The sequence below is a fragment of the Bacillus sp. CH140a_4T genome (genome assembly GCF_008923725.1).
GTDB lineage: Bacteria > Bacillota > Bacilli > Bacillales > Bacillaceae_G > Bacillus_A.
Genome location: NZ_WBPF01000022.1, coordinates 134317 through 160598 on the forward strand (window position 1 = coordinate 134317; position 26282 = coordinate 160598).

The 26282-nt window shown below is 35.8% G+C and carries 23 protein-coding genes, 1 riboswitch and 1 other annotated feature; of the genes, 8 read left to right on the plus strand and 15 right to left on the minus strand.

Annotated features, from left to right (window positions below; genetic code table 11):
* Positions 1-47 precede the first annotated feature (47 nt).
* On the minus strand, positions 48-611 hold the full coding sequence (locus F8162_RS26980; protein ID WP_192797677.1) for a TIGR00730 family Rossman fold protein: 564 nt from the start codon (positions 609-611) through the stop codon (positions 48-50).
* Positions 612-699: 88 nt separating this feature from the next.
* On the opposite strand from F8162_RS26980, the gene F8162_RS26985 reads away from it, so the two are divergent.
* Both F8162_RS26985 and F8162_RS26990 read left to right on the plus strand, forming a co-directional pair.
* On the plus strand, positions 700-1023 hold the full coding sequence (locus F8162_RS26985) for a MazG nucleotide pyrophosphohydrolase domain-containing protein (protein WP_151632246.1): 324 nt from the start codon (positions 700-702) through the stop codon (positions 1021-1023).
* Between the two features lie 53 nt (positions 1024-1076).
* Positions 1077-1583, plus strand: a complete 507-nt coding sequence (locus F8162_RS26990) for a ferritin (RefSeq protein WP_151632244.1) — start codon at positions 1077-1079, stop codon at positions 1581-1583.
* A 25-nt stretch (positions 1584-1608) separates the two neighbouring features.
* Here the strand turns inward: F8162_RS26990 and F8162_RS26995 are convergent, their stop codons facing one another.
* The 5 genes from F8162_RS26995 to F8162_RS27015 form a co-directional block, all read right to left on the minus strand.
* On the minus strand, positions 1609-1842 hold the full coding sequence (locus F8162_RS26995) for a hypothetical protein (RefSeq protein ID WP_151632242.1): 234 nt from the start codon (positions 1840-1842) through the stop codon (positions 1609-1611).
* Positions 1843-1933: 91 nt separating this feature from the next.
* The gene (locus F8162_RS27000) at positions 1934-3115 is read right to left on the minus strand and encodes a NupC/NupG family nucleoside CNT transporter (protein WP_064476245.1); all 1182 of its coding nucleotides are present in this window, start codon (positions 3113-3115) and stop codon (positions 1934-1936) included.
* A gap of 349 nt (positions 3116-3464) precedes the next feature.
* The gene (locus F8162_RS27005; protein WP_151632240.1) at positions 3465-4646 is read right to left on the minus strand and encodes a NupC/NupG family nucleoside CNT transporter; all 1182 of its coding nucleotides are present in this window, start codon (positions 4644-4646) and stop codon (positions 3465-3467) included.
* A gap of 364 nt (positions 4647-5010) precedes the next feature.
* A complete protein-coding gene (locus F8162_RS27010; RefSeq protein ID WP_151632238.1) occupies positions 5011-6453 on the minus strand; it encodes an alanine/glycine:cation symporter family protein in 1443 nt (480 codons plus the stop codon).
* A 333-nt stretch (positions 6454-6786) separates the two neighbouring features.
* A complete protein-coding gene (locus F8162_RS27015) occupies positions 6787-8217 on the minus strand; it encodes an alanine/glycine:cation symporter family protein (RefSeq protein WP_151632236.1) in 1431 nt (476 codons plus the stop codon).
* Between the two features lie 300 nt (positions 8218-8517).
* Between F8162_RS27015 and F8162_RS27020 the strand changes: the two genes are divergently transcribed.
* Positions 8518-9156 (plus strand): NAD(P)-dependent oxidoreductase, encoded by a 639-nt coding sequence (locus F8162_RS27020; protein WP_151632234.1) that lies wholly within the window; start codon positions 8518-8520, stop codon positions 9154-9156.
* A gap of 42 nt (positions 9157-9198) precedes the next feature.
* Here the strand turns inward: F8162_RS27020 and F8162_RS27025 are convergent, their stop codons facing one another.
* The 4 genes from F8162_RS27025 to F8162_RS27040 form a co-directional block, all read right to left on the minus strand.
* Positions 9199-12393, minus strand: coding sequence for a putative mucin/carbohydrate-binding domain-containing protein (locus F8162_RS27025; protein ID WP_151632232.1), 3195 nt, complete (start codon positions 12391-12393; stop codon positions 9199-9201).
* A 574-nt stretch (positions 12394-12967) separates the two neighbouring features.
* A complete protein-coding gene (locus F8162_RS27030; protein ID WP_151632230.1) occupies positions 12968-13885 on the minus strand; it encodes a thioester domain-containing protein in 918 nt (305 codons plus the stop codon).
* Between the two features lie 124 nt (positions 13886-14009).
* Positions 14010-14852 (minus strand): aldo/keto reductase, encoded by an 843-nt coding sequence (locus tag F8162_RS27035; protein ID WP_192797679.1) that lies wholly within the window; start codon positions 14850-14852, stop codon positions 14010-14012.
* Between the two features lie 12 nt (positions 14853-14864).
* Complete coding sequence (locus tag F8162_RS27040) at positions 14865-16028, minus strand: MFS transporter (protein ID WP_192797678.1); 1164 nt, start codon at positions 16026-16028, stop codon at positions 14865-14867.
* A 394-nt stretch (positions 16029-16422) separates the two neighbouring features.
* On the opposite strand from F8162_RS27040, the gene F8162_RS27045 reads away from it, so the two are divergent.
* The 3 genes from F8162_RS27045 to F8162_RS27055 all read left to right on the plus strand — a co-directional run bounded on the left by F8162_RS27045 (position 16423) and on the right by F8162_RS27055 (position 18865).
* On the plus strand, positions 16423-16770 hold the full coding sequence (locus tag F8162_RS27045; protein ID WP_000760478.1) for a winged helix-turn-helix transcriptional regulator: 348 nt from the start codon (positions 16423-16425) through the stop codon (positions 16768-16770).
* 431 nt (positions 16771-17201) lie between these two features.
* Positions 17202-17642: a DUF1641 domain-containing protein gene (locus F8162_RS27050; RefSeq protein ID WP_001115312.1), complete on the plus strand. Its 441-nt coding sequence runs from the start codon at positions 17202-17204 to the stop codon at positions 17640-17642.
* A 44-nt stretch (positions 17643-17686) separates the two neighbouring features.
* Complete coding sequence (locus F8162_RS27055; RefSeq protein WP_097904186.1) at positions 17687-18865, plus strand: NAD(P)/FAD-dependent oxidoreductase; 1179 nt, start codon at positions 17687-17689, stop codon at positions 18863-18865.
* A gap of 193 nt (positions 18866-19058) precedes the next feature.
* On the opposite strand, the gene tyrS is transcribed toward F8162_RS27055, so the two are convergent.
* The 5 genes from tyrS to F8162_RS27080 all read right to left on the minus strand — a co-directional run bounded on the left by tyrS (position 19059) and on the right by F8162_RS27080 (position 25182).
* Positions 19059-20318, minus strand: coding sequence for a tyrosine--tRNA ligase (gene tyrS / locus F8162_RS27060; protein WP_151632224.1), 1260 nt, complete (start codon positions 20316-20318; stop codon positions 19059-19061).
* Between the two features lie 52 nt (positions 20319-20370).
* Positions 20371-20586 (minus strand) — a binding site (T-box leader).
* A 95-nt stretch (positions 20587-20681) separates the two neighbouring features.
* Complete coding sequence (murB, locus tag F8162_RS27065) at positions 20682-21599, minus strand: UDP-N-acetylmuramate dehydrogenase (protein ID WP_151632222.1); 918 nt, start codon at positions 21597-21599, stop codon at positions 20682-20684.
* Positions 21600-21987: 388 nt separating this feature from the next.
* Complete coding sequence (locus F8162_RS27070) at positions 21988-22383, minus strand: SET domain-containing protein (protein WP_000573650.1); 396 nt, start codon at positions 22381-22383, stop codon at positions 21988-21990.
* A gap of 210 nt (positions 22384-22593) precedes the next feature.
* A complete protein-coding gene (locus F8162_RS27075; RefSeq protein WP_151632220.1) occupies positions 22594-24096 on the minus strand; it encodes a DUF4077 domain-containing protein in 1503 nt (500 codons plus the stop codon).
* Between the two features lie 27 nt (positions 24097-24123).
* Positions 24124-25182: an endonuclease/exonuclease/phosphatase family protein gene (locus tag F8162_RS27080; RefSeq protein ID WP_151632218.1), complete on the minus strand. Its 1059-nt coding sequence runs from the start codon at positions 25180-25182 to the stop codon at positions 24124-24126.
* Between the two features lie 217 nt (positions 25183-25399).
* Positions 25400-25459: riboswitch (Fluoride riboswitch) on the plus strand.
* Between the two features lie 54 nt (positions 25460-25513).
* Between F8162_RS27080 and crcB (F8162_RS27085) the strand changes: the two genes are divergently transcribed.
* Both crcB (F8162_RS27085) and crcB (F8162_RS27090) read left to right on the plus strand, forming a co-directional pair.
* A complete protein-coding gene (crcB, locus tag F8162_RS27085) occupies positions 25514-25918 on the plus strand; it encodes a fluoride efflux transporter CrcB (protein ID WP_192797680.1) in 405 nt (134 codons plus the stop codon).
* Complete coding sequence (crcB, locus tag F8162_RS27090; RefSeq protein WP_151632214.1) at positions 25915-26271, plus strand: fluoride efflux transporter CrcB; 357 nt, start codon at positions 25915-25917, stop codon at positions 26269-26271. The genes crcB (F8162_RS27085) and crcB (F8162_RS27090) overlap by 4 nt, the downstream gene beginning before the upstream one ends.
* The last annotated feature ends 11 nt before the right edge of the window (positions 26272-26282 follow it).

The following is a 26282-nucleotide window of genomic DNA, read 5'->3' on the forward strand; positions in this document are numbered from 1 at the left end:
TTCAAGATACAATGACATGTGTTTCCAAAAATCTCTATAAAATTGTATTATGATAGCTGCTTCCACTTCGTTCCTAAAACGGGGCGCTCGTAATTTTGTATTGCATGAATTAGTTTATCTGCCGTCTCAGCTGAAACGATCAACTCTTTATTCGATGGATTCATAAACCCTTCTTCTGCTGCACGTTCAACCATTTGCAAAATTGGTCCGTAAAAGTCTTTTATGTTCAATAAACCAACCGGCTTATTATGTATACCAATTTGCGACCAACATACTACTTCAAATAGCTCTTCAAACGTTCCGTATCCGCCTGGCAGTGCAATAAAAGCATCCGCAAGCTCTGCCATTTTCGCTTTACGCTCATGCATCGTTTCTACTTCAATTAGTTCTGCTAACCCTGTATGAACAATTTCTCCTCGGAATAGACCACGCGGCATAACACCTGTTACACGCCCGCCTAAACGAAGGACTTCATTTGCTACTTCTCCCATCAATCCAACGCATGAACCACCGTATACGAGCTCATAGTCATTCTCAACAAACATTTTTCCTAACGCTATTGCCTGCTCTTTAAATTCTGGTCTCTCCCCTAAGTTGGAACCTGCAAACACACAAATCTTTCTCATCCCTACACCCCAAAACTATATATTGTTATGATACAATGAATATTGTACAACATATTGAAGGGATGAGGAAGAAATGGATATCGTCGCATTTCAAAGATGGGTGAAGGAATTTTATGAAAAACGAAGCTGGTCACAGTATAATTCCTTTATTCGCTTAAATTTCTTAACAGAGGAAGTTGGGGAAGTTTCACGCGTTGTTCGCGCAATCGAAATTGGCCGTGATCGTCCTGACGAAAAAGTAAAAACAGAAGAAGAGCTAAAACAAGAACTAAAAGAAGAACTTGGTGATGTACTATCTAATCTTATTATTCTTTCACAAAAATATGATTTAGATTTACAAGACATTATGGAAGCACACGTCACAAAGCTTTCGAAAAGGTTCGAGACATCAAAATGAGAATATTATCAATTATGGTATAATATTCTTGTCACAATACTAAGGGGGATTTTATGTTATCTAAAAAATTGCACGACGCATTAAACAATCAAATGAACTTTGAATTTTACTCTGCCCACGCTTATATGGCAATGGCTGCTTACTGTACATCTGAGAGCTATGATGGATTCGCTAACTTTTTCCTTGTACAAGCTGAGGAAGAACGTTTCCACGCAATGAAGCTTTATAACTACATTAACGACCGCGGTGAGCGCGCTATTGTTACTGGATTTGATAATCCGAATAACGAATATGAATCTGTACTGAACGCTTTTGAAGTGGCACTTGAGCACGAGCGTGAAGTAACGAAGCGTATTTACAACTTATCTGATATCGCTTGGGATGAGCGTGAGCACGCAACAATTACCTTCTTAAAATGGTTCGTTGATGAGCAAGTAGAAGAAGAAGCTTCATTCGATAGCATCATCCAAAAATTAAAACGTATTACAAGCGATTCAAACGCACTATTTATGCTAGATGCTGAATTAGAGAAACGTACGTTTACACCTCCAGCTGAGTAGTATTTTAATCACCTTAATGAATGTATTAAGGTGATTTTTTTATTTCTTCTCTCAGCTTAATAAGCTTAGCTAAATCCTTTTTATAAAGCCCTGAAACCTTTTCAACAAAGTCACTATGAGTAAAAGTCCCCTCTCCTTCTTCTACTATGCTTAAATATCCATGTATAAACTTCAAAAACGCTCTAGCATCTTCTCCAGTTAATTGATCAATGTTCTCTATAATTTCATCAAACTCCCTTAAACTATCCGCTTCTTTCACCCTAATTTCCCCTCTCTGCATTATTTATCATACCAAAATAAAAAAGTCGTTCATCCCTCTAGGCGAGAGATAAACGACTTCGTTTGTTTTATTAAAGCATAACCCCAACGATAATCGCTGATAATATACTTACTAACGTTGCACCGTATACAAGTTTTAATCCGAATGATGATACAACGTTTGCTTGTTTGCCATCGATACTCTTCGTTGCACCTGCGATAATTCCGATTGATGAGAAGTTCGCAAATGATACAAGGAAGATTGATAAAATACCTACTGTACGAGCTGATAAATCACCAGCTACTTTTCCAAGGTCAAGCATTGCAACGAATTCGTTCGTTACTAATTTCGTTGCCATAATTTGTCCCGCTGTTAGCATCTCTGAAGTTGGGATACCCATTACGAATGCTAATGGTGAGAAGATATATCCTAAAATGCTTTGGAATGTGATTCCGAAAATTGAATCAAACACACCGTTAATTGCTGTAATTAATGCTACGAAACCGATTAACATCGCCGCTACTGTTACAGCGATAGAGAAACCAAGCATAATATATTCGCCTAACATTTCAAAGAATGTTTGTTTTTTATCTTCTTGTAATTCTAAAATATCGTCTTCTTCTTTTACTTCATATGGATTAATAATATGAACGATAATAAATCCACTGAATAAGTTTAGTACAAGTGCTGTTACTACATATTTTGGATCAATCATTTTCATATAAGAACCGACGATTGACATCGATACTGTTGACATGGAAGATGCACAAAGTGTGTATAAACGATTTTTCGGTAATTTGCTTAGTTGATCTTTTACTGTAATGAATACTTCCCCTTGACCAACAATTGCAGCTGCTACCGCATTATATGATTCTAGTTTTCCTAAGCCGTTAATTTTACTTAATACGAAACCGACTGCACGAATGATAATCGGTAAAACTTTAATATGTTGTAAGATCCCGATTAATACTGCTAAGAAAATAATTGGTAATAATACTGTTAAGAAGAATGGTGCTTGTCCATCGTTTGCTAAACCACCAAATACGAAATTAACCCCTGCTTCCGCAAATTTTAAAATAGCGCCAAACCCATCTGCAATCCCTTTTACTAATACAAATCCGACCTTTGTATTTAGTAAGAAATACGCAAGTACCAATTGAATGACAAGCATAAGTGCAATTGGTTTATATTTAATTTTCTTACGATCTGAACTGATAAGGAACCCTAGTACAAATACTACAAGTAAACCGACTAGAAACATTACGATCTTCATATGTGAATCCTCCACTTCTCCCACGAGTTATTGGTCGTATAACGTATAACGAATGACGTCTGACCATTGATGTTAAAAAATTTAAAACCCCTAAATACTATTCAACTGTTATCTAAAATCAGTAAGCGTTTACATAAATTGCAATTTATAAAAGGTAGCCTCTTCTCTCCTACCATTATTGAAAGTCTGAAATTGATACCACCTACAAATCAAATTGTAAGCGTTATCTAATAGAAATGCAATATAAATTTTAAAAGATTTTCATATGTAAATATATTCCTCACTAATTGGTTTTTTCATGCAAATTTACCATAAAAAATAGCCCTAGCTATAAGCTAGGGCCATCTTTTTATAACATAACACCAACGATAATCGCTGATAGAATGCTTACTAATGTCGCACCGTACACAAGGCGTAGACCGAATGATGATACAACATTTGATTGGTTTTCATCGATACCTTTCGTTGCACCTGCGATAATTCCGATTGATGAGAAGTTCGCAAATGATACAAGGAATACAGAAAGAATACCAACTGTACGAGCTGATAAGTCACCAGCTACTTTTCCAAGATCAAGCATCGCAACAAACTCGTTTGATACTAATTTTGTTGCCATAATTTGTCCCGCTGTTACCATCTCTGCTTGCGGAATACCCATTATGAATGCTAATGGTGAGAAAATATATCCTAAAATAGCTTGGAATGTAATACCGAACATGGAATCAAACAAGCTATTGATTGCTGTAATTAATGCTACGAAACCAAGTAACATTGCCGCTACTGTGATCGCGATTGTGAAACCAAGCATAATATACTCACTTAGCATTTCAAAGAATGATTGTTTTTTCTTATTTTCTAATTTCAGTGTATCTTCTTCTTCTGTAATATCGTACGGGTTAATAATATGAATAATAATGAAACCACTAAATAAATTTAATACAAGTGCTGTTACTACATATTTCGGTTCGATCATTTTCATATAAGAACCTACGATTGACATTGATACTGTCGACATGGAAGATGCACATAATGTATATAAACGATGTTTTGGGATTTTACTTAATTGATCTTTTACTGTAATAAATACTTCTGCTTGTCCAACAATAGCAGCCGCTACTGCGTTATATGATTCTAGTTTACCTAAACCATTTACCTTACTTAACAACGTACCAATAGCACGAATAAATATCGGTAAAATTTTAAAGTGTTGCAGAATTCCGATTAAAACGGCAAAGAATACGATTGGTAATAACGCTGTTAAGAAGAATGAAACCTCTCCTTTATTAACAAGACCGCCAAATACGAAAACGATTCCAGCTTCCGCATATCCAAGAAGTGCGCCAAATCCATCTGAAATTCCTTTTACTAAAATATAACCAACTTGCGTATTTAATAAGAAATAACTTAACACTAGCTGAATAACAAGCATGATTGCGATTGGTTTATACTTAATCTTCTTTCGATCGGCACTTATAAGAAAACCGAGTACGAATACAACGAGCAATCCTACAAGAAACATAACAAACTTCATTAATAAAATCCTCCATTTAACTCTTCATTAACGTTGAACGTCTGACCACTTGAAATAAGAAATAATCCGAACTTTCCATTTCTCCTCTAAAACCTTCAATCGGATAGGAAAGATCATAAAACCTCTTGTTTCAAAGGCATTTTCCATTCTAACACAAATCACAACTCATATCCGCACTTTTCTTAAAAAAAATACATTTTATTATAAAGCATTAATGAATGTTCGTCTTTTACATTATATAGCGAAACTTTAATCAGTGTCATCCCCACTAATTATTAGCCCGTATCAATCGAGAGTTTACTGTTCACAAATAGCAGAATAAAACAAAAAAATGAGCATCAAGTTTCACTTGATGCTCACCTCATTATACTGCTTTTTCTTTATCAGCTACTGCTGGCTTATCCCAGCACTCTGTATTGCTCAAACCTGGAATAGACTCCGCATAGAACACTGGATCTTTCCCTTGTTTCTTTTGCTTAATATAATCTGATAACGCTGCAAAAGCGTACTTAGAAAGGAATACGATCGCCACTAAGTTAATAACAGCCATAATCCCCATAAATAAATCTGCTAAATCCCAAACGATTTGAATTGTTGCTACAGATCCTAAAACAACCATACCAAGTACAGCAATGCGGTATGCATTTAATAACACTTTACTTCCATTTAAGAATTCAATATTCGTTTCACCATAGTAGTAGTTACCTACTAATGAACTAAATGCAAACAAGAAGATTGCAACTGCTACAAATATAGAAGCCCACGGTCCGATATGTTGACTTAATGCTTGTTGCGTTAATTGAATTCCGTTTAAATCAGCCGCTCCAGGCACATCTGATAATAAAATGATAAATGCTGTACAACTACAAATTAATAATGTATCTGTAAATACCCCTAAAGTTTGAATGAAACCTTGTTTAACTGGGTGCGTTACGTTTGCAGTCGCAGCTGCGTTCGGCGCACTACCCATACCTGCTTCATTTGAGAATAATCCACGTTTTACCCCTAGTAAAATCGCAGCTCCTAATCCCCCACCTACTACTTCTTTAATTCCGAAAGCATGTAAGAAAATTTCTTTAAATACATACGGAATTGCCGTAATGTTTGTTACAACAACGAATAATGCCACTGCTACATAAATAATTGCCATTACTGGAACAATCATTTCAACCGCACGTGCAATACGTTTTACTCCGCCGAAGATAATGATTGCAAGTAAACCAGCCATAAACAGACCTACAAACTTACCATCTGTGTTAAATGCTCCATCAAAAGCCGCTGCTACTGTGTTTGACTGCACGGCGTTGAAAATTAATCCGAAACTAACTGTTATTAGAACAGAAAAGACAACTCCTAGCCAGCGTTTCTTTAAACCCTTTTCCATATAATAAGCTGGACCACCACGGAATGCATTCCCATCTTTTACTTTATAAATTTGCGCTAATGTGCTCTCTACAAATGCAGAAGCACCCCCAATTACCGCAATTAACCACATCCAAAATACTGCTCCTGGTCCACCTGCTGAGATTGCGATAGCTACACCAGCTAAGTTACCAGTACCTACACGAGAAGCTGTACTCATACAAAAAGCCTGGAACGACGATACACCACTCTTCTCTTTTTGTGCTTTCCTCGTTTTCGAACTTGCCCCATCCCCAAGCAAACGAATCATTTCACCGAAGTAACGAACTTGGACAAATTTCACACGAAATGAAAAGTAAAGTCCTAACCCAATTAACATCACAATAATGACATATGACCAAAGGACATTATTTACATCCCCAATTACCTTAGCTAAAAAATCCATATTTGCATTGCCCCCTCTTCCTAACAATAAGAAAATTATATTCTAAAAACTTTTAGTAATCAAGAACTTTATGTTAGGTTTTGTAACATGGACACGTTATTTTTGTTAACACATGTGTTTTTTTACGTGAAAATATAACCAGTACGTGCATTTACTCAATACTCAATCACTCATCCTATTCGACCAATCATACTTTTAAGACAGTACGTTCCTACAAATAACGAGAGGAATGAATGAACAAAAAATTATATTAATAATTACCTCTCATCCTCTTTATCATTTACTACAACAAAAAAGGCGAGCATCGAATTTATCTCGATGCTCGCCTTTTCATTACACTGCTTTTTCTTTATCCGTTACCACTGGCTTATCCCAACACTCTGTATTCGTTAAACCCGGAATAGAATCTGCACTGAAGACTGGATCTTTTCCTTGTTTCTTCTGCCTTACATAGTCTGCCAAAGCAGCATATGCAAATCGACCAAGAAGCGTAATCGCAATTAAGTTTGTGATTACCATTAATCCCATAAATAAATCCGCCATATTCCATACAACTTGAAGCGTTGCAACAGAACCGAATAATACCATTCCCACTACCGCAATACGGTAAATCGTTAACCAAGTTTTACTTTGTTTAATGAATTCAATATTCGTTTCACCATAATAGTAGTTTCCTAGAAGTGAACTAAATGCAAATAAGAAAATAATAATCGCTAAGAAGCTACTTGCCCACGAACCGATTTGTGAACTTAACGCCACTTGCGTTAATTCAATACCTTCTAAATTCGTTGCCTTATACGCACCAGAACATAGTACGATAAATGCTGTTGATGTACATACTAAAAATGTATCTACTAATACTCCAATTGTTTGAATAAATCCTTGTTTCGCTGGATGTGTTACATCCGCTGTCGCTGCCGCATTCGGCGCACTACCCATACCTGCTTCATTCGCAAATAATCCGCGCTGAATACCATATTTCATCGCAGCACCGATACCGCCACCTACAGCTGAATCTAAACCAAATGCTCCTTTAAAAATTTCCGTAAACATATCCGGTATTAAATAATAATTTTTAATAACAACGAAAATTGCTACTGCAATATAAATAAGTGCCATTGGCGGAACGATCATTTCAGACATACGTGCGATGCTTTTCACGCCACCAAAAATAATAACCGCAACTAATACTGCTAATACAATCCCAACAATGTAACGCTCAATACCAAAAGCGTTTTTAAATGCTAATGTAACTGTATTTGCTTGTACGGAGTTAAAAATTAATCCGTAACTAATTGTAATAAGGATAGAGAACCAAATTCCCATCCAACGTTTATTTAAACCTTTTTCCATATAATAAGCAGGACCACCACGGAAGCCACTGCCATCTTTTATTTTATAAATTTGTGCAAGCGTACTTTCCACGAAACTTGAAGACGCTCCGACAATCGCAATAACCCACATCCAAAATACCGCCCCAGGTCCTCCCATAGAAATAGCTAACGCTACACCGGCTAAGTTCCCGATTCCAATACGAGCTGCTGAACTCATACAGAACGCTTGGAAAGAAGATACACTACCTTTTTTACGCGTCTTTCCAGTTAATCCATCACTCATTAGTCGAACCATTTCCCCTAAATGAGTAATTTGTACGAATTTCAATTTAATAGAAAAATAAAGACCTAAACCAATTAACATCGCAATAAGAATATATGACCAAAGAATTGTATTCGTTGATGAAACAAATTGCTCTAACATATTCATACAATTAACCCCTCCTTTTCTCCATAAAACGAATTATATTTAAAAAACATTTAAAAATCAACATTTTTCGACAATTTGAAATTTCCAAATATTAGCCAGACACGAAGTAACAATATCTTTATGACTCTCCTCCCTCTAACTGTGCATACTAAAACAAAAAGTAAATCTACAAACTACCCCATTGACAAAAATACCAACCTGTAACTATAATGATTACATTAGGTTGTAACAAACCTTATTACAACAAATTTATTTACTTTCAGATATACACTTTAACAAAACACTTTGGAGGGATTTATTATGAAAATCGGAATCATCGGAGCAACTGGTAAAGCAGGAAGTCGTATTTTAAAAGAAGCATTAGATCGCGGACATGAAGTAACTGCAATCGTAAGAAACGCTGCAAAAATTACAGAAGAAAATATAAAAATTTTAGAGAAAGATGTATTCGCTCTTACATCTAATGACCTACAAGCATTTGATGTAGTTGTAAATGCTTTCGGCGCTCCAGCAGGAGAAGAACACCTTCACGTAGATGCAGGAAACGTTCTAATTGAAGCTATGAAAGGTGCACCTAACACAAAATTACTTGTAGTTGGCGGCGCTGGAAGCTTATTTGTAGACGAAGAGAAAACAACGCGTGTATTTGATACACCAGGTTTCCCAACTGAATACCTTGCAACAGCTCAAAACCAAGGTAAAAACTTAGAAATTCTGCAACAAACAAACGATATTACTTGGACATTCATCAGCCCTTCTGCACTATTCGCATTAGGAAAACGTACTGGTTCTTATACAGCTGGACAAGACAATCTTCTTGTTAACGCAAAAGGTGATAGCTACGTAAGTTACGAAGACTTCGCAGTTGCAGCACTTGATGAAATTGAAAATCCAAAGCACGTAAACGAACGCTTCACAGTAGTTTCTGAAGCTGAATAATAAAAAAAGCTCGTAAAACATTATGTTTTACGAGCTTTTTTATTATTGTACTTGCTCTAAACCATTTGGAGTAATCTTAAAGGAAATTTCTTTGAATTTTTTCTTATCCCCTTTTCCAACGAACTCACTATTTTTATACCAGCTTAAACGATCTGATTCTGCATGGTATGCTTTCACTACATCTCCATATTGGAATGAAGTTCCATTTACTTGCTCTGCAAAATTCTTCGAAGTTTCTTGTCCTTCTGCTGTTACATGCTTTTCCTCTTTCTCGTTTTGATCATATAACGTGATTCCCATGTATAATTCTTTATTAAAGTAACTATGAATTTGATCTTTCGTATACGTTACATGTAATTTCTTTTCTTCATGATTAATCGTTACGATTGAAGTAATATCATTGTAAAGACCTTGATAAACAAGACTGTCTCCGTACGTTACTTCTAAAGCTACTTCTGTTACTTTCTTGTTTCCAAAACGATCTTTCGTTTCTACTTTCACCGTTTGTTTACCAATGTTTGTCGTATCCGGTTTTTCTACAAACCCTACTACTTCCCCATCATTCACTTCAACAAACTTCTTCGCGTCTAACATTTCACTATTTGTTCCAATTACTACTTTTTGCGGCACGGCTGTTACTTCTTGTAACAGATCCATTCTCTCAAAGCCTTTTTCCGTCACTTTGAAGAATAGTTCTTTTACCCCTTTTTTCTCACCTTGACCAGCAGAGTTATTATTTTGATACCATTTCAAGCGATCTGGTTCTGCATGTAATACTTTTACTACATCTCCATACTCAAACGACAGTCCATTCACTTGCTCTGCAAAATTCTGTGAAGTTTCTTGTCCTTCTGCTGTTACATGTTTTTTCTCAGTTCCGTTTCCATCATATAACGTGATTCCCATGTATAGCTCTTTATTAAAATACTTATGGATTTGACTATCCATATCAGTCACATGTAATTTCTTCTCTTCATGCTTTAACGTTACAACTGAAGCAATTTTATTGTCGAATCCTACATACGCAATACTATCTCCATATGTTACTTCTAACGGTACTTCTGTCACTTGTTTATTTCCAAAACGATCCTTCGTTTCTACTTTTACTTTTTGTTCACCGACTTTTGATGTATTCGGTGTTTCTACAAATCCAATTATTTCTCCATCTTTCACTTCAACAAAAGCTTTTGGATCTAACCTTTCAACGTCTGTTCCTACTACTACTTGTTGAGGTTTCGCCGTTATTTCTTGTAAACTATCTTTTAATTCGAAACCTTGCGGAGTAATCTTAAAGAATTTTTCTTTTTTATTTTTAATATTTCCTGGATCTACAAGCGTGTTATTTTGATACCATTTCAAGCGGTCCGGTTCTGCATGAAACACTTTCACTACATCTCCATATTCAAAATCTACTCCATTTAGTTCAGCAAATCGTTTTCCATTTTCTTGCCCTTCTGCTGATACACTTTTCTTTTCAATCCCATTTTGATCATATACCGTTAAGCCCATATATTTTTCTTTTTCAAAACGGTAATGTATTTTATTACTAGTAAAGTTTACATTTAATTTTTTTTCATTGTGACGAAGCGTCACTGCTGACATTACATCATTTGAAATTCCTTGGAAAATGATACTGTCATCATAAATTCCATTAACTTGAACAGGAATTGAATTTTTATTTCCCTTCTCATCCTCAATTTCTACTAACACTTCCTGTTTTCCACCGTCTAATTTAGACCATATAATCTTACCTGTTACTTTTACACTCTCTCCTAAGTTTCGGACAAGTTTACTTGATTGATTCTCATCAGAATCCGTACCAACTAAAAGATTTTGCACCTCATTAGCAGGTTCACCATACGGAACCTTATACGGTTCAACTTGCTTTTCACGAATATCATTACTATCTGTAGCTTTCCAGATTTCCTTTTCTAATTTAGGTAAATTTAATTTTTCTATTTTCTCTCTAATATCATCATTTGGCGTTAATCCCCATTCCTCAAAGAAAGGAATTAAATTTTGCCCTGCCACTTGTGATGTCATATAAATAAATAGTTGCTTTTTCTCTTCATCAGACGCGGGCATTTCACTCTGTGGTAACAAACGATAAGCTTGATGTAACCTAGGATAGAAATGTTCTCCATACACTACATTTAATTGCCAAAACATTGTAAGAGGATTAATGTCATCAATGACTCTTTCTGGTTTAGGTTTCTCTAAATACTCAAATGAGTTTTTATAGTGCTCATCCATTTCTAATTGATTCCCTAACGCCTTTTGAACAGCTAATGAGTAAATATTTACTGTAACTTCCCTTACTTTAGACCACTTCCAAGGTTCTTGCTGATGTAAATGTCCAACTTCATGCCATGGTCCCCAGCCATCCTTTTCAAGCACTTTTATATCTAAAACTCTATTCATTGCGCTTGGGATATATCCTGTATGATAATTTTTCGCAAACATAAAGTCCCCTTCAGCAGGCTTCCGTTTCTCAATAAACTGAACATAATGAATTGGAGATTTCGCAACCCCCACACTATTTTCAGATAATCCGGCCACTGCATTTTCCAATCGAATAATCTTATCGTGTAACTTCATTAAATCTGTTGGATCCGTATTCTTCATATATTTCTGTACAGAATCGTAAGTAGTAGTAATTAGGCTTCTCTCACCTTTTAATTCAACTGCATAAGAATCCTTATATTTTTTTAACATTTCATCCCAATCTTTTTTCGTATGCTTACCTAAAATAAACATAGGGAAGTGGCTACCGCCATTCGTAACTGAAGCTGTTACTTCTCCCTCTTTATTCATATTATAAAAATATAAAATACCGCCTCTTGGAGATGAAATAACATTTTTCCCTGGTTTTAAATCAAACTCTTCTGGGTCCTTTTCATCATAAGATCTCGTTCCTATGAAAGCTTGAATAGACTGCGTTCCTTTTATGTCAATTGTAATCTCTTCATTTGGCTCTGCATAAATTCCAGTTGGTTCATTCGCAGAAAGTTTCCAACTAACTCTTAAACGTTTATTTTCTTCATCCACGCTACCTTTACCAGGTAACTGAAATACTCTCTGCTCAAACTTATTCTCTGTAACCTCTTCTAAATTCCCACCTTTATTTTCTTCCAAAGGTGCTGCATATCCTTTCGATGCTTCGAAAGCTACTGGCGATAATAATGTAGATATACATATTCCAGCTACTAATACCCTACTCGTCTTTTTCTTCGACATAATCTGTGTCCCCTGTTCCTTTATTTAGAGAAACCATCCTATATATATTCATTTAATAAGAAATCCTATTATTTTTATAAAAACATTTAATGAATAGACTAACACCTCGCACACCTGCATCAATTACTACTGCATTTCCCTCAATGTATTCGCTTTCTTACATTATAAAAATTTTTATGTACTGTATCCTCATCACTTCTCTCTACTTGTGATGAGTCCTCTCTCTACATAAAAAGAGAATAGTAAAAGATGTATTTTTGTCTTGTCATCTATACATCTAAAGTTATCAACAATAATAGGCTCTTACATTTTCTTCATATATGACCATCTATAGGTAGTTTTTCCAACTGAATTTTACACGCTTTCTACTTCGTTTGATAGCCTTTTCAATCCGAATAATGTTACAATTTTGTGAATACAATCTATTAATTGTAACGTTTGAATTTTACTATATTTATATTATTTCTAAATAAAATTCACACTGTATAAACAGTGTTTTCACCTCAAGTTTAATTTTCCTAATATAATTTATCGTTCATATAAAAAAGCACTGGCAAACGCCAATGCTTTTTCATTATCTCTTTTGATTCGGTTTATGTGGTTCATTTGGAGTATGTGGTTTATTATTATCGTGACCATTTGTTGTTTTCCAACTTACCGATAACTCCGGACTTGTTTTTTCTTCACTACGCTCAAGTAATACAACTGCATTTTGAATAGTCGGGGTCCCTTTATGTGCAATCCCTTGTAACTTTGTTAAATTCCCTAATACTTTAAAGCTAAACCCACCAGCTGGTGTTTGTTTCGGAATTAAGATGCGGAACTTTTCTCCCACATTAAATTCCGTTTTTGCTTCGCCCTTTTCATTTACGAATTTCACGCCCGCCGGTGCACCTGTTGCTTGCACTTTATACGTTCCGCTTTTCGCATTTGTTTCTACTGTATATAAACCTGTTTCAAAGAAATCATTTTTCAATACTGCTTGTTGTTCTTCTGACGGTACGACACTCATCGTAATTTCTTGTAATTCTTCACTAGCATTTGCTTTTGCAACGATGTCTTTCGTTACTTTTTCTACATTTTTATTACGGAACTCTAAATCGTTAATATCGATTTGCTTTAACGCATTCCATACTGCAAGCTGTGTTGCGTAATGGGCATCTCTCCAATCAGAAACACCTAATTCTTGTGGGCTCTTTTGTGGATATCCATTTAATAGTACACGATACACATTAATATCCACTTTTCCCATTTCCGGTAAATCTTGACCACTCGGAGATTTCAAATCTACATTTAAGCAAAAGGCAATTTTACCATCTGCTGTTTTAATAAGCTCTGTTCGAATTGGTTTCTTCTTTGACTTACTATAACTCCAATCCATCTGATACTTTGTATGATCCATAACTTCCGCGAATGCTTTTTGCAGCGGAAATAACACAAATAACACACTTAAAAAAACAGCTATTAGCTTGAACGATCGTTTTATATTCATGTTTACACCCCCTTATGAAATAACAAATTTACTACTGTTTATTATTTAGTTAGAAGTTTTTTTTATGCATAAGCAAAATAAAAAAGAGCGCAAACTGTTTGCACTCTTCCTCTCCACTATAAGTTTAGAAATCAAAGTTATCAGGGTCTGGACCAACGCGGTGATTTTCATTTAACGTATCGATTTTCTCCATATCTTCTTTCGTTAATTCGAAATTAAATATATCGGCATTTGCTACGATTCGATGTTCTTTCGTTGACTTCGGAATTGTTACAACTTCATTTTGAAGATCCCAACGTAAAATGATTTGAGCTGTCGTTTTACTATACTTATCAGCAATTTCTTGCAATGTTTCGTTATCTAACAATTGACCTTGCATAAGTGGTGACCATGCTTCCATTTGAATACCTTGCTCTTTACAGAACGCTTGTAATTCTTTTTGCGTTAAACGTGGATGATATTCTACTTGGTTAATCATCGGTTTCATTTCTGCACCTGCTAGTACGTCTTGCAGATGATGAATTTGGAAGTTACTTACGCCAATCGCACGTACGCGTTCTTCTTTATAAAGTGTTTCTAACGCTCTCCACGTATCTTTGTATTTCCCTTCCACAGGCCAATGAACAAGATATAAATCTAAATAATCTAGCTCTAATTTTTTTAAGCTCTCTTCATATGCAGCAAGTGTCGTTTCATACCCTTGATCTGCATTCCACACTTTTGAAGTAATAAATAAATCTTCTCGAGCAATCCCTGCTTCTTTTATACCAGAACGAATTCCTTCTCCTACAGCTTTCTCATTTCCATAAATCGCAGCTGTATCGATACTGCGGTATCCTGCTTTAATCGCCGATTTCACAGCTTCTACAAGTTCTGGTCCATCTTCTACTTTAAATACACCTAAACCGAACCAAGGCATTTCTACACCGTTATACAATGTTGTTGTACTTTGTAAATGTTTCATTATATTTTCTCTCCCTTATTTCACTTGATCTCTTTTTTCTAATGTCATGCTCCACGCTGTTAAAATAACAGCCCCTGCTACCATAATGCCGCCTACCCAAGCTGTATGAATTAATCCTAAAGAGTTCGTTACAATGCCTCCTAAGTAAGCACCCAGAGCGATTCCCGCATTAAACGCTGCAATGTTAATCGCTGATGCCACATCAACAGCGCTAGGTACGAATCGTTCAGCCAATATAACGACATACACTTGTAGCCCTGGAACATTCATAAATGCGAATAGTCCCATGAAAATAATTGTGATGAGTCCAGCGACTTTAAATGGCGCTGTAAATGTTAAAACAAATAATACAATTGCTTGAATAAAGAACATGTAAAATAACGCTCGAATTGGATTATGATTTGATAATTTCCCACCAAGCATATTCCCAATTGCAATCGCGATTCCGTACACTAACAAAATAATTGTAACCGTACTTGCTTTAAACCCTGTTACTGCTTGTAGTAACGGAGATAAATACGTAAACGTTACAAATGTCCCACCGTATCCTAATGCAGTAATGATGAAAACAAGTAATAGCCTTCCGTTCGTAATCAGTTTGAATTGATCACGAAATGATACGGATGTACCTTTTTTCAAGTTAGACGGAATTAGCATACTATTGGCGATGAAAGCGACAATTCCAATCACAACAATTACTATAAAGGAAGCTCTCCAACCAAACTGTTGACCAATGAACGTTCCAATTGGTACACCTGTAATTGTCGCAACGGTTAAACCAGTAAACATAAACGCAATTGCACTTGCACGTTTATTCTCTGGTACAAGTGCAGCCGCAATTGTAGATCCTATCGACATAAAAACGCCGTGTGCAAACGCAGATACAACCCTCGCGATAAGCAACACAGTAAAACTTGTTGCCACTGCCGCAATTCCATTACCTATAATGAAAATAATCATAATCCACATTAATAACGTCTTTCGCGACATACTAGCTGTTAATGACGTTAATACCGGAGCACCAAACGCTACTCCTAATGCATATAAAGAAACGGTTAAACCCGCTGTTGTAACAGAAACATGTAAATCCTCTGAAATAGATGGTAATAAACCGACACTAATAAATTCGGTTGTACCAATTCCAAACGCACTAATGGCTAGTGCTAATAAAGCAAACATACTTCTCCGATTCGTCTGTACCGCTGAAGAAGATACTGTATATGAATTCAATTGAACTCCTCCTTAATGCGAGAAATCCAATCATAATAGTGTGATAAAAAGGCCTTTTTATCTTCTACAAACATAACTTTACTGCTCATATATGCTATTATGAATGGCTTAACTCTTTTTTTGAAGAACGCACTTTAAAGTACGATAGGTACCAAAAAGTAACATAGGCACTTTTTAGTACCGTACTACTCATTTCCCTCTTACGTATGCTATTATGGAACATATTCAACATGATAAAAAGTACGTACTTTAAAGTGCTATAGGTACTTTTTAGTAACATTTAAATTATTTGGCTTCTTTTGTTGGAGAACTGAAATCTACATTCATCAAAGGAGATTTTTATATGAAGAAATATAATATTCCCGTTGAAGCGACTTTAGAGGTTATCGGCGGAAAATGGAAAGTCGTTATTCTTTGCCACTTAACGAAAGGGACAAAGAGAACGAGTGAATTAAAACGTCTCATGCCTGGTATTACACAAAAGATGTTAACACAGCAATTACGCGAGTTAGAAGAAGATGGAGTTATTCAAAGAAAGGTATACAACCAAGTCCCACCGAAAGTAGAATATTCCCTTACAGACTACGGATGGTCTTTAGAATCTATTCTTGATTCTCTTTGCACTTGGGGCGAATGCCATCTTGAAAAAAGCGGTAACACATCGATGCTAATTACAGAAGGTGAACAATAAGAAAAAGGAAAAAATGAACATGAATTTGTCCATTTTTTCCTTTTTTTCTTTATATATAGGTATTTTTCTAACTTAAACAAAATAATTTATGCGCTTTCATACCTTGTCAGTACTAGGTTATACGCTCAATATCAAATAATTAGGAATCATTTTTATGTTAACATAGGTGTATATAGTATATAATATAGGATATATATTATATACACTTTCCGATAAAGGAACTTTCCATTATGCGGACAAGCCATGTATCGGACAGTTCATAAATAATAGGTAGGACATTATGGTTTTGGATTTATGATTTCAGCTTACTTGCTGGCATAAATTTAAAGGCATTTTATTGTGCTTTGTGAAACTTTGTATAAAGTTTCGCAAGCGTTTACTATCTTACCTATCAAAAATAAGAGTATTGCTATCGTAAAGGAGAATTGGAGATGCCAGAAACTATGACTCAAACAAAGCCAGAACAAGAAACTGTACAAATTTCTGCTAGCCAAGGACAACTTGATGTACTTGATCAGTTGTTAAAACCTGAGGTACAAGAATCATTAACAACACTAGTAGAACAGCTTCCAAAATTAACTGAGCTTGTTAATATTTTAACTAAGTCTTATGACTTCGCTCAAACTGTTGCTACTGATGAAGTATTAAAAAGCGACACTGTTAGTGCAATCACAGAGCTTGTAGAACCTGTAAAAGATACAGTGAAAGGCATGGCTGCAACTGCTATCGAAGCGAAAGATCGTGCTGACGAAAGCAACGAAGTTATCGGCCTGTTCGGTCTATTAAAATTACTAAAAGACCCACAAGCACAAAAAATGTTCCGCTTTGTGAACGCATACCTTCAAATTAGTGCAGAACGTAACAATAAATAATTTAACTTATAACAACAATTAGTAAAGACGGGGGATATCATACTATGTCAAAACAAATTGTCATCTTAGGCGCTGGTTATGGCGGTCTTCTTGCCGCTTTAAACGTACGTAAATATTACAGCAAATCAGAAGCACAAGTTACAGTGATTAACCAATACCCAACACACCAAATTATCACTGAACTACACCGCCTTGCAGCTGGTAACGTTGCTGAGCAAGCAATTGCAATGCCACTTACAAAGCTTTTCAAAGGTAAAGACATCGATCTTAAAATTGCAACAGTTGAGTCATTCTCAGTTGATAGCAAAGAAATTAAACTAGCTGGTGGCACTACTTTATCTTACGATGCACTTGTAGTTGCTTTAGGAAGTAAAACTGCTTACTTCGGTATTCCAGGACTAGAAGAAAACAGCATGGTATTAAAATCTGCTGCTGATGCAAACAAAATCTACAAACACGTTGAAGACCGTATTCGTGAATACGCGAAAACGAAAAACGAAGCTGATGCTACAATCGTAATCGGTGGTGGCGGATTAACTGGCGTTGAGCTAGTTGGTGAGCTTGCTGACATTATGCCTAAACTTGCAAAAAGCCACGGCGTAAATCCAAAAGAAGTTAAACTTCTTCTTGTTGAAGCAGGTCCAAAAATTCTTCCAGTATTACCAGACCACTTAATCGAACGTGCAACTACTAGCCTAGAAGCACGCGGTGTTACATTCTTAACAGGTCTTCCTGTAACAAACGTTGCTGGCAATGAAATCGACCTAAAAGACGGTCAAAAACTTGTTGCTAACACATTCGTTTGGACAGGCGGCGTACAAGGTAACCCATTAATTGGTGAATCAGGTCTTGAAGTAAACCGTGGACGTGCAACTGTTGATGCACACCTACAATCTACTTCTCACAAAGACGTATTCGTTGCTGGAGACAGCGCTGTTGTCTTCGCTCCAGACGGACGTCCATACCCACCAACTGCACAAATCGCTTGGCAAATGGGTGAGTTAATTGGATACAACTTATACGCAGCACTAGAAGGCAAAGCATTCGAAGAGTTCGCACCTGTAAACTCTGGAACACTTGCTAGTCTAGGACGTAAAGATGCTGTTGCTACAATTGGAGCAAGCAATACTCCACTTAAAGGCTTACCAGCATCATTAATGAAAGAAGCAAGTAACGTTCGTTACTTATCACACATTAAAGGTCTATTCAGCTTAGCTTACTAATCTGAATATAAGCCCGAATCATGCCCTGCATGGTTCGGGCTATTTTTATCCGTAATTTTCTCTAACTTATTTATTCGGCAGAAGAACCGTATAACCCTTTAAATTATCTAAATTTACTGATTATTTTATGTCTAAATTGTGTATATGAAAGAATGGAAGTATTCTTCCTACTCCCATCCTTTCACACAAATTATTATCCTAATTTAACTAGGCTATAGTTCTTCTTCCCTTTACGAATAATAATAAATCGTCCATCAAATGAATTTTCTACATTAACATCCGTACCCACATCCGTTACTTTTTCGCCATTCATAGAAATAGCTCCGTTATTAATATCTTCACGTGCTTGTCGTCTAGATGGTTCAATTCCTAAATCAACTAGCCATTCTACGATGTTTTTCGTCTCTTTTGAAGACTGGAATGTTGGCATCTCTTTAAAACCTTGCTCAATTTCATCAGCTGTTAACGATTTAATATCTCCGCTAAATAACGCTGCTGTAATCTTCTCAGCTTGCAGGAGTGCCTCTGCTCCATGAACGAATTTCGTCATTTCTTCCGCTAATACTTTTTGCGCTTCACGTCTATGAGGCTCTGTTTCTACCTTCACTGCCAATTCATCAATGCGCTCTTTCGTTAAGAACGTAAAGTATTTCAAGTATTTCACTACATCACGGTCATCTGTATTCACCCAGAACTGGTAAAATTCAAATGGTGTTGTTTTTTCAGGATCAAGCCAAACCGCACCACCTGCTGATTTACCAAACTTCGTTCCATCTGATTTCAATAATAACGGAATCGTTAATCCAAATACTTTCGCTTCGTGCCCTTCTAACTTACGAATTAAATCTAAACCACTCGTAATATTTCCCCATTGGTCACTACCACCAATTTGCAGTTGAACATCTTCTTTCGTGTATAAATGATGGAAGTCCATCGCTTGCAAAATTTGGTACGTAAATTCTGTGAAAGAAATTCCTGTATCTAAACGACTTGCTACAATATCCTTCGCTAACATGCTATTAATGCTAAAGTTCTTCCCGTAATCACGTAAAAACTCAATAATGTTTATTTCATGTGTCCAGTCGTAGTTATTTACCATCTTCACTTCGCTATTTCCGCCAAAATCAAATAGCTTTTTCATTTGCGCTGTTAACGCATCCACATTATGCTGAACGACTTCTAACGTTTGAAGTTGACGTTCTGATTGACGTCCGCTCGGATCACCAATTGTTCCTGTTGCCCCGCCAATTAAAATAACTGGATGATGGCCAGCTAACTGGAATCTCTTCATCATCATAAACGGAATCAAATGTCCAATATGCATACTATCACCAGTCGGATCAACTCCGCAGTATAGTGAAATCTTTTTCTCTTCTACTAGCTTACGTAAACCTTCTTCATCCGTCTGTTGATTCACAGCACCGCGCCATTCTAATTCATCAATAATATTCATCTTTTGTCATCCCCTCTATTTTTTTGAAAACAAAAAGTCCCTATGTCTATGACATAGGGACGATTATTCACCGTGTTACCACCCAGTTTGTATAAATAGCATAGCTACTCATACCACTCTTAGCAATAATATCGATTGCCAATCCGCTTAGCATTACCTAAGATACTCCAGAGTGTAATTCGCAAGTTTGTTTGTGCTAGGTTTCAGCAACCCCTAGCTCTCTCGTTAACAGTGACAAACTGCTACTGGGCTCTTTCAACGTATATTATTTGTTAAATTATTAGCCATTATATTGAATTGAAAACAAATTGTCAACAATACCCAAATGTTATTTTAAAATAATTCGTAGTTTCATACGCATGTTTATTCTTTATCTTCTCCAATAATCCTTACTTCTCGCTCTAACTTCACGCCAAATTTCTCTTCAACAGTCTTTTGTACAAAGTGAATTAAATCAATGTAATCTTGTGCTGTTCCGTTATCAACATTCACCATAAATCCAGCGTGTTTTAGAGAAACTTCCACTCCGCCAATTCGCTTACCTTGTAACCCTGATTCTTGAATCAATTTACCAGCAAAGTTATTAGGCGGGCGCTTAAATACGCTACCACATGAAGGATATTCTAGAGGCTGTTTTGATTCACGTTTAAACGTTAAATCATCCATTTTTGCTTTAATTTCTTCACGCACACCTTCTTCAAGCTCAAATCTCGCTTCAAGAATAATGTAATGGTTGTTTGCAAATACACTCTTACGATATCCAAATTCAAATGCTTCTTTCGTTAAAGTACGTAGCTCTCCATCACCTGTCATTACAACAGCTTCTGTTAATACAAACGATACTTCACCGCCGTAAGCACCAGCATTCATATATAATGCTCCGCCAACTGAACCTGGAATACCACAAGCAAACTCAAGACCCGTTAAATTATGATCTAATGCAATACGTGATACATCAATAATTGCTGCACCACACTGTGCCACAATCGTCGTTCCTGTTACAGTCACACCTGTAATGTGAATTAAACTTACTATAATCCCGCGAATTCCACCATCTTTAATAATGACATTCGATCCATTTCCTAAAAACGTAACTGGAATATTATTTTCGTTAGCATATTTAATAACTTCTTGAATTTCATCATAATTCGTCGGCGCAACGAACACATCTGCTTTGCCGCCAACTTTAATATGCGTATGATTCTTTAACATTTCATCTTGTTTCACATGACCTTCAGGCAATACCGTACTTAAATATTTATAAACCTCTTGCATATTCATTTTACGATTCCTCTATTTCTATATTCTTTTTATCCCGTTATACGGGCCCATAATATCCCCACATACATGAACGAACCTAAAGTGGTGGATACAGTGTACCCAAAATCAATTCGAGACACCTATAAACCTCTTAATTTATAAGAGGTGCCACTCATATTAAAATATATATTGCATAATAAAGCAACCCAAATGGGCTACTAAACTTGACATGTCATCAGAAAGACAACAATTTGTAAAATATATTACTTTTTCAAAACACTATCCTTCAGTATCTTACTATACCATACGAAAATAAAGTGGTATTTTTTTGTAATCTTTACTTTATTTTCATCAATAAAAAAGATGCTTTTACCTAGGTAAAAGCATCTTTTTTATTACTTATTATAATTTACTTTTCGTTCTCTTCTTTTTCCTTATCAAACCATAATAGCTCATCGTCATCAACTTCACCATTATAATTGATTAGAATCTCTTCTCCCGCTTTTATATCTTTGTAAGCAAAGAAGTTAAACGTATGATTCTCGAAGACAATATCATACGTTGCATTCGGATTATATGCATGATTAAATAACATGCCGTATCCTAACAGGAATGCCGTATGATTTACCCCATACTCAAATGCGTAGTCAGCAAGTAACGTTTTCTCAATGTGTTCATGCTGTTCATTCGGATAAGAGATAACTGGTGCTGAGTGAATCAACTCACCCTTTTTAATATCACGAGTTGCAAATACCCCTCTATTAAATTCTCCATCACTAAGTTCAGAAGTCTTAACTTCGATCATATGCGTCACCTATATAATTCTTTCTTTGAAGTATTTTATTCCGCTATTTGCGGGGTTCAACTAATAATCAGTAGCGTATAGCCACACAAATTAAAGTCTCAGTTTATCTCCTTAAGCTTGGCAGAAAACGCGCAGAAAAGCAATTAAATTACTATCAAGTATTCATTTAAATGAAAAAGAGCACACATGGTGTGCCCTTTTCAAGAGATATTACTTTTCTAAAATATCTTCTAGTAACTTCACTTGCTCACTAACAGTATGTAACGTCTTCACCGATATATCATTTCGATGTTTTTCTTCTTCCACACTTGCTAACACTTCTTCCGTAGCTGCAGAAGTTTGCTGAATTACGTTAGAAGCATGTGTAACATCCTTTACGATATTCGTCGTTTTAACCTGCAAGTTTTCTTGATGACCAACAATCTCTCTCATTACATCATTAATTGCATCAATAAACTTCCCTAAATCCGTTACATTTGTTAAAACACTTGCTAGCATTTCATTACATTCTTCTTGTACTTTTTCTGATTTTTCTACCTGTACTTCCACTTTACTTGCTTGATTACTAAACTCCTTTAAAATACCTTGAATTCTCCCCGCAGAGCGATTCGATTCTTCGGCAAGCTTTAATACTTCATTCGCTACAATAGCAAATCCTTTTCCATGCTCGCCTGCTCTTGCTGCTTCAATATTTGCATTTAAAGCTAGCAAACTCGTCTGACTTGAAATATTCGTTATTACATCTACAATTTCATTAATTTGCTTCGACTGCATCATTAAATCTCTAAATATAATTCCTGATTGTGAAACAACATCATTTAAACTTCTCATATTCGCTTCAAAATTTCGTAAAGTATGTACACTACCCTTTGAAATCTCTAAACTTTCATCAACACGAATCGATGCACCTCTTACTTGAGAAATGATTTGTTCAATATTTCCTTCCATATCATTCAATACTTCTACTGAACGATGCATCATCTCTGATTGTGATTGAGTACCAACTGCCACCTCTTCAAAAGCAAAATTAATTTCACTCATCGATTCCATCGATGTATTCATATTTTGTCTTAAATGATTGAAATTACTATCTAGTTTCACAACAGTTTCCTCAATAAGTCTTTGAGTCTCTTCTAGCTCCTGAGCTTTCCTCATCACCTCTTGCTTCTCATCACTTAAACGAGCTAGCAGATTAGAGCCAATCTTCGTTACGCCCCACATAGCGATCGTTACGATTGCTAACAAGCTTGCGAAGTTTGCAGCTTCAGATGCCGCTGTATAAGCAAAAAATTGCTCCGGCCAATAACTACAAAGAATAAATGTGATAACAACCGCCACTCCGCCGAGAATGATAACGAGACGTTCACTTAAATAAATAAGTGAAACTGCTAGCGTAAAGTAGACCATTTGAAATACAGCTGGGCTTTCATTAAAAGCTTGTACCATAATGAAAGACATAATAAGCAACATAAATGTCATGATATATTTATACATCGCTTCCATGCTTTCTATAAAAGTAAGAAGCGTTCCAAATACAACAACTGAAATACCACAAACCCAAAATGCTATTGCTCTCTCTGTAAAAATATATCCGTAATACCCAATCGCGATTATTCCAAGGAAGAAACTACAAATCGTAATAAACAGCAATAAATGATTTTTCTGTGATTCTTTCTCAAGGTTAGAAAAACAAGTTCTCTTTAACCACTCCATATATAAAGTCCCACCTTCTGCACTTAATTACTTTAGCTTAAATACCGCACTCACTGGGTTATGATCGCTATTTTCAAACTTTAAATCTTTCCCCTGCACATTTACAATCTCCACATTCGGTGAAACGATAAAGCCATCAATAATCGTGACGAAGTTTTCGCCTTCTACATATTTCTTCACATCATCTCTCACCGTCATAACAGATGGGTCTACAGCCCACTTAAAGCCACCATCAGTAAAGTCCTTTGGCAACTCTACTAACCATTCTGGACGTTCTTTCACAAACTTTGGATCACTTAATTGAACATCAGAAACTAATTGATTCCAATCTCCGCCCATTATTACGTAATCACCATTTTCATAATGCTTATTCATATATTCTTTTAAATACTCTACTTGCTGTTTTCTAATTTTCCCGCCTTCATCATACGCAGACAAATGTAAATTTACGAGTCTAACAAACTTCCCATTATTAACAGGTATTTTATGCTCAACAATCGCTCGATCCAAATCAAACAAACGCTTTGGCCAAGGCTCCATTCCAGGAAGTTGGAACCTCTGCGCTGTTTGGACTGTATATTTAGAAAACGTACTTAGTCCAGCCTCCGCATATCCCATTGGACTTGTAATTGGTACAGGGACCCATTTTGTATCATAGTTCTTTCCGAACGACGAAGCATAATCAGATAATCCTTTTTTCAAAAATTCATGTCCATTTACATCAAAAGATCGCAGTGATTTTATATCAACCTCTTGTAATAACGTAAAATCACTATTCTCATTTTGTAAAAACGAAAGCATATTCTTTAGGTTAACTTCCGTTTGCTCTTTACTACTTGAACCAGATCCCTTTCCGCCATCCATAAAGAAATCTTGATCCTTATCTAATCCACCATATCCAATATTAAATGTTGTAACCTTAAACTCATTGTTAGGCGCTAATACGCGCTCCTTATTATTTTCCACCTTCAAACTTATAACATCAGCAGGCTGTTCTTTTGTAAGTGTCATATACGCTAAAAAACCACCTACAACTCCCAATCCTACTAAAATACATATAAGTACTATTTTTAATAATTTCTTCAAATAAACGCCCCTTTTCTAAAACACACAGTTTAATTTTCTTTATTTTCAGTTAACTAAAACCGAATGACAGACATAAGAAATATTTTATCACATCGAAAACCTTATATCACTATATTTAGTTTATAAGTAATTATTCTTGCTCTTAAATTATCAAAAATACAAAATGCCCCGACTCCTTCACTGGAAATCCAACAAAATGTTTAGTACACTATATGTAATAATCATAGGCGATGGAGTTCGCCATAACTGCTGCTTAGCTAATGACTCCTACCAGTATAACTACTGGTAGGAGTCTATTTTTTTGAGCAAGCTATTTAAAGAGGTGAAGAAATTGATTTATATTATCGTTGGTATAGCCGGTATATTAGGAGCCCTCTCTCGCTATTATTTAGGTCTTATTATTCATACTTCATGGCATCATTCATTTCCATTAGCTACATTACTTATTAACTTAGCCGGCTGCTTCTTATTAGCGTGGCTAACTACGTATATCGCTCGGAGAAATATCTTGCCTTCAGAAATTATCACAGGCATTGGAACTGGATTCATCGGTTCCTTTACGACGTTTTCGACATTCAGTGTAGAAACTGTGCAATTAATCCATCATTCTGAATGGAGTACGGCTTTCTTATATGTATCATGCAGCATACTTGGCGGCCTCATTATGTCTGCTCTTGGCTATACACTAGGTGATATCTTACTTAAGAAACATCTTACGGAAGGTGATCACTTATGATAGAAGCTTTATTAGTAGCAACTGGAGGTTTCTTCGGTGCTATTACACGATTTGCAATTAGCAATTGGTTTAAAAAAAGAAATAAAACTTCCTTTCCAATTGCTACATTTCTCATTAATATAACAGGCGCGTTTTTACTCGGATATATAATTGGCAATGGCGTCACTACAGGTTGGCAATTATTATTAGGTACTGGATTTATGGGTGCCTTCACGACATTTTCAACATTTAAACTAGAGTCCATTCAGCTCTTCAATCGTAAAAACCTTGGTGTACTATTTTTATATGTAAGCGCAACTTATATAATCGGTATCCTCTTTGCATTCCTTGGAATGAATCTAGGCGGAATATAAAAAAAGAAAGC

What these genes read in the sequence shown, in the direction of transcription:
- F8162_RS26985 (WP_151632246.1), top strand. Translation starts at nt 700, where the DNA reads ATGGATATCGTCGCATTTCAAAGATGGGTGAAGGAATTTTATGAAAAA.
- F8162_RS26990 (WP_151632244.1), top strand. Translation starts at nt 1,077, where the DNA reads ATGTTATCTAAAAAATTGCACGACGCATTAAACAATCAAATGAACTTT.
- F8162_RS27000 (WP_064476245.1), bottom strand. Translation starts at nt 3,115, where the DNA reads ATGAAGATCGTAATGTTTCTAGTCGGTTTACTTGTAGTATTTGTACTA.
- F8162_RS27005 (WP_151632240.1), bottom strand. Translation starts at nt 4,646, where the DNA reads ATGAAGTTTGTTATGTTTCTTGTAGGATTGCTCGTTGTATTCGTACTC.
- F8162_RS27010 (WP_151632238.1), bottom strand. Translation starts at nt 6,453, where the DNA reads ATGGATTTTTTAGCTAAGGTAATTGGGGATGTAAATAATGTCCTTTGG.
- F8162_RS27015 (WP_151632236.1), bottom strand. Translation starts at nt 8,217, where the DNA reads ATGAATATGTTAGAGCAATTTGTTTCATCAACGAATACAATTCTTTGG.
- F8162_RS27020 (WP_151632234.1), top strand. Translation starts at nt 8,518, where the DNA reads ATGAAAATCGGAATCATCGGAGCAACTGGTAAAGCAGGAAGTCGTATT.
- F8162_RS27025 (WP_151632232.1), bottom strand. Translation starts at nt 12,393, where the DNA reads ATGTCGAAGAAAAAGACGAGTAGGGTATTAGTAGCTGGAATATGTATA.
- F8162_RS27030 (WP_151632230.1), bottom strand. Translation starts at nt 13,885, where the DNA reads ATGAATATAAAACGATCGTTCAAGCTAATAGCTGTTTTTTTAAGTGTG.
- F8162_RS27040 (WP_192797678.1), bottom strand. Translation starts at nt 16,028, where the DNA reads ATGTTTGCTTTATTAGCACTAGCCATTAGTGCGTTTGGAATTGGTACA.
- F8162_RS27045 (WP_000760478.1), top strand. Translation starts at nt 16,423, where the DNA reads ATGAAGAAATATAATATTCCCGTTGAAGCGACTTTAGAGGTTATCGGC.
- F8162_RS27050 (WP_001115312.1), top strand. Translation starts at nt 17,202, where the DNA reads ATGCCAGAAACTATGACTCAAACAAAGCCAGAACAAGAAACTGTACAA.
- F8162_RS27055 (WP_097904186.1), top strand. Translation starts at nt 17,687, where the DNA reads ATGTCAAAACAAATTGTCATCTTAGGCGCTGGTTATGGCGGTCTTCTT.
- tyrS (WP_151632224.1), bottom strand. Translation starts at nt 20,318, where the DNA reads ATGAATATTATTGATGAATTAGAATGGCGCGGTGCTGTGAATCAACAG.
- murB (WP_151632222.1), bottom strand. Translation starts at nt 21,599, where the DNA reads ATGAATATGCAAGAGGTTTATAAATATTTAAGTACGGTATTGCCTGAA.
- F8162_RS27070 (WP_000573650.1), bottom strand. Translation starts at nt 22,383, where the DNA reads ATGATCGAAGTTAAGACTTCTGAACTTAGTGATGGAGAATTTAATAGA.
- F8162_RS27075 (WP_151632220.1), bottom strand. Translation starts at nt 24,096, where the DNA reads ATGGAGTGGTTAAAGAGAACTTGTTTTTCTAACCTTGAGAAAGAATCA.
- crcB (WP_151632214.1), top strand. Translation starts at nt 25,915, where the DNA reads ATGATAGAAGCTTTATTAGTAGCAACTGGAGGTTTCTTCGGTGCTATT.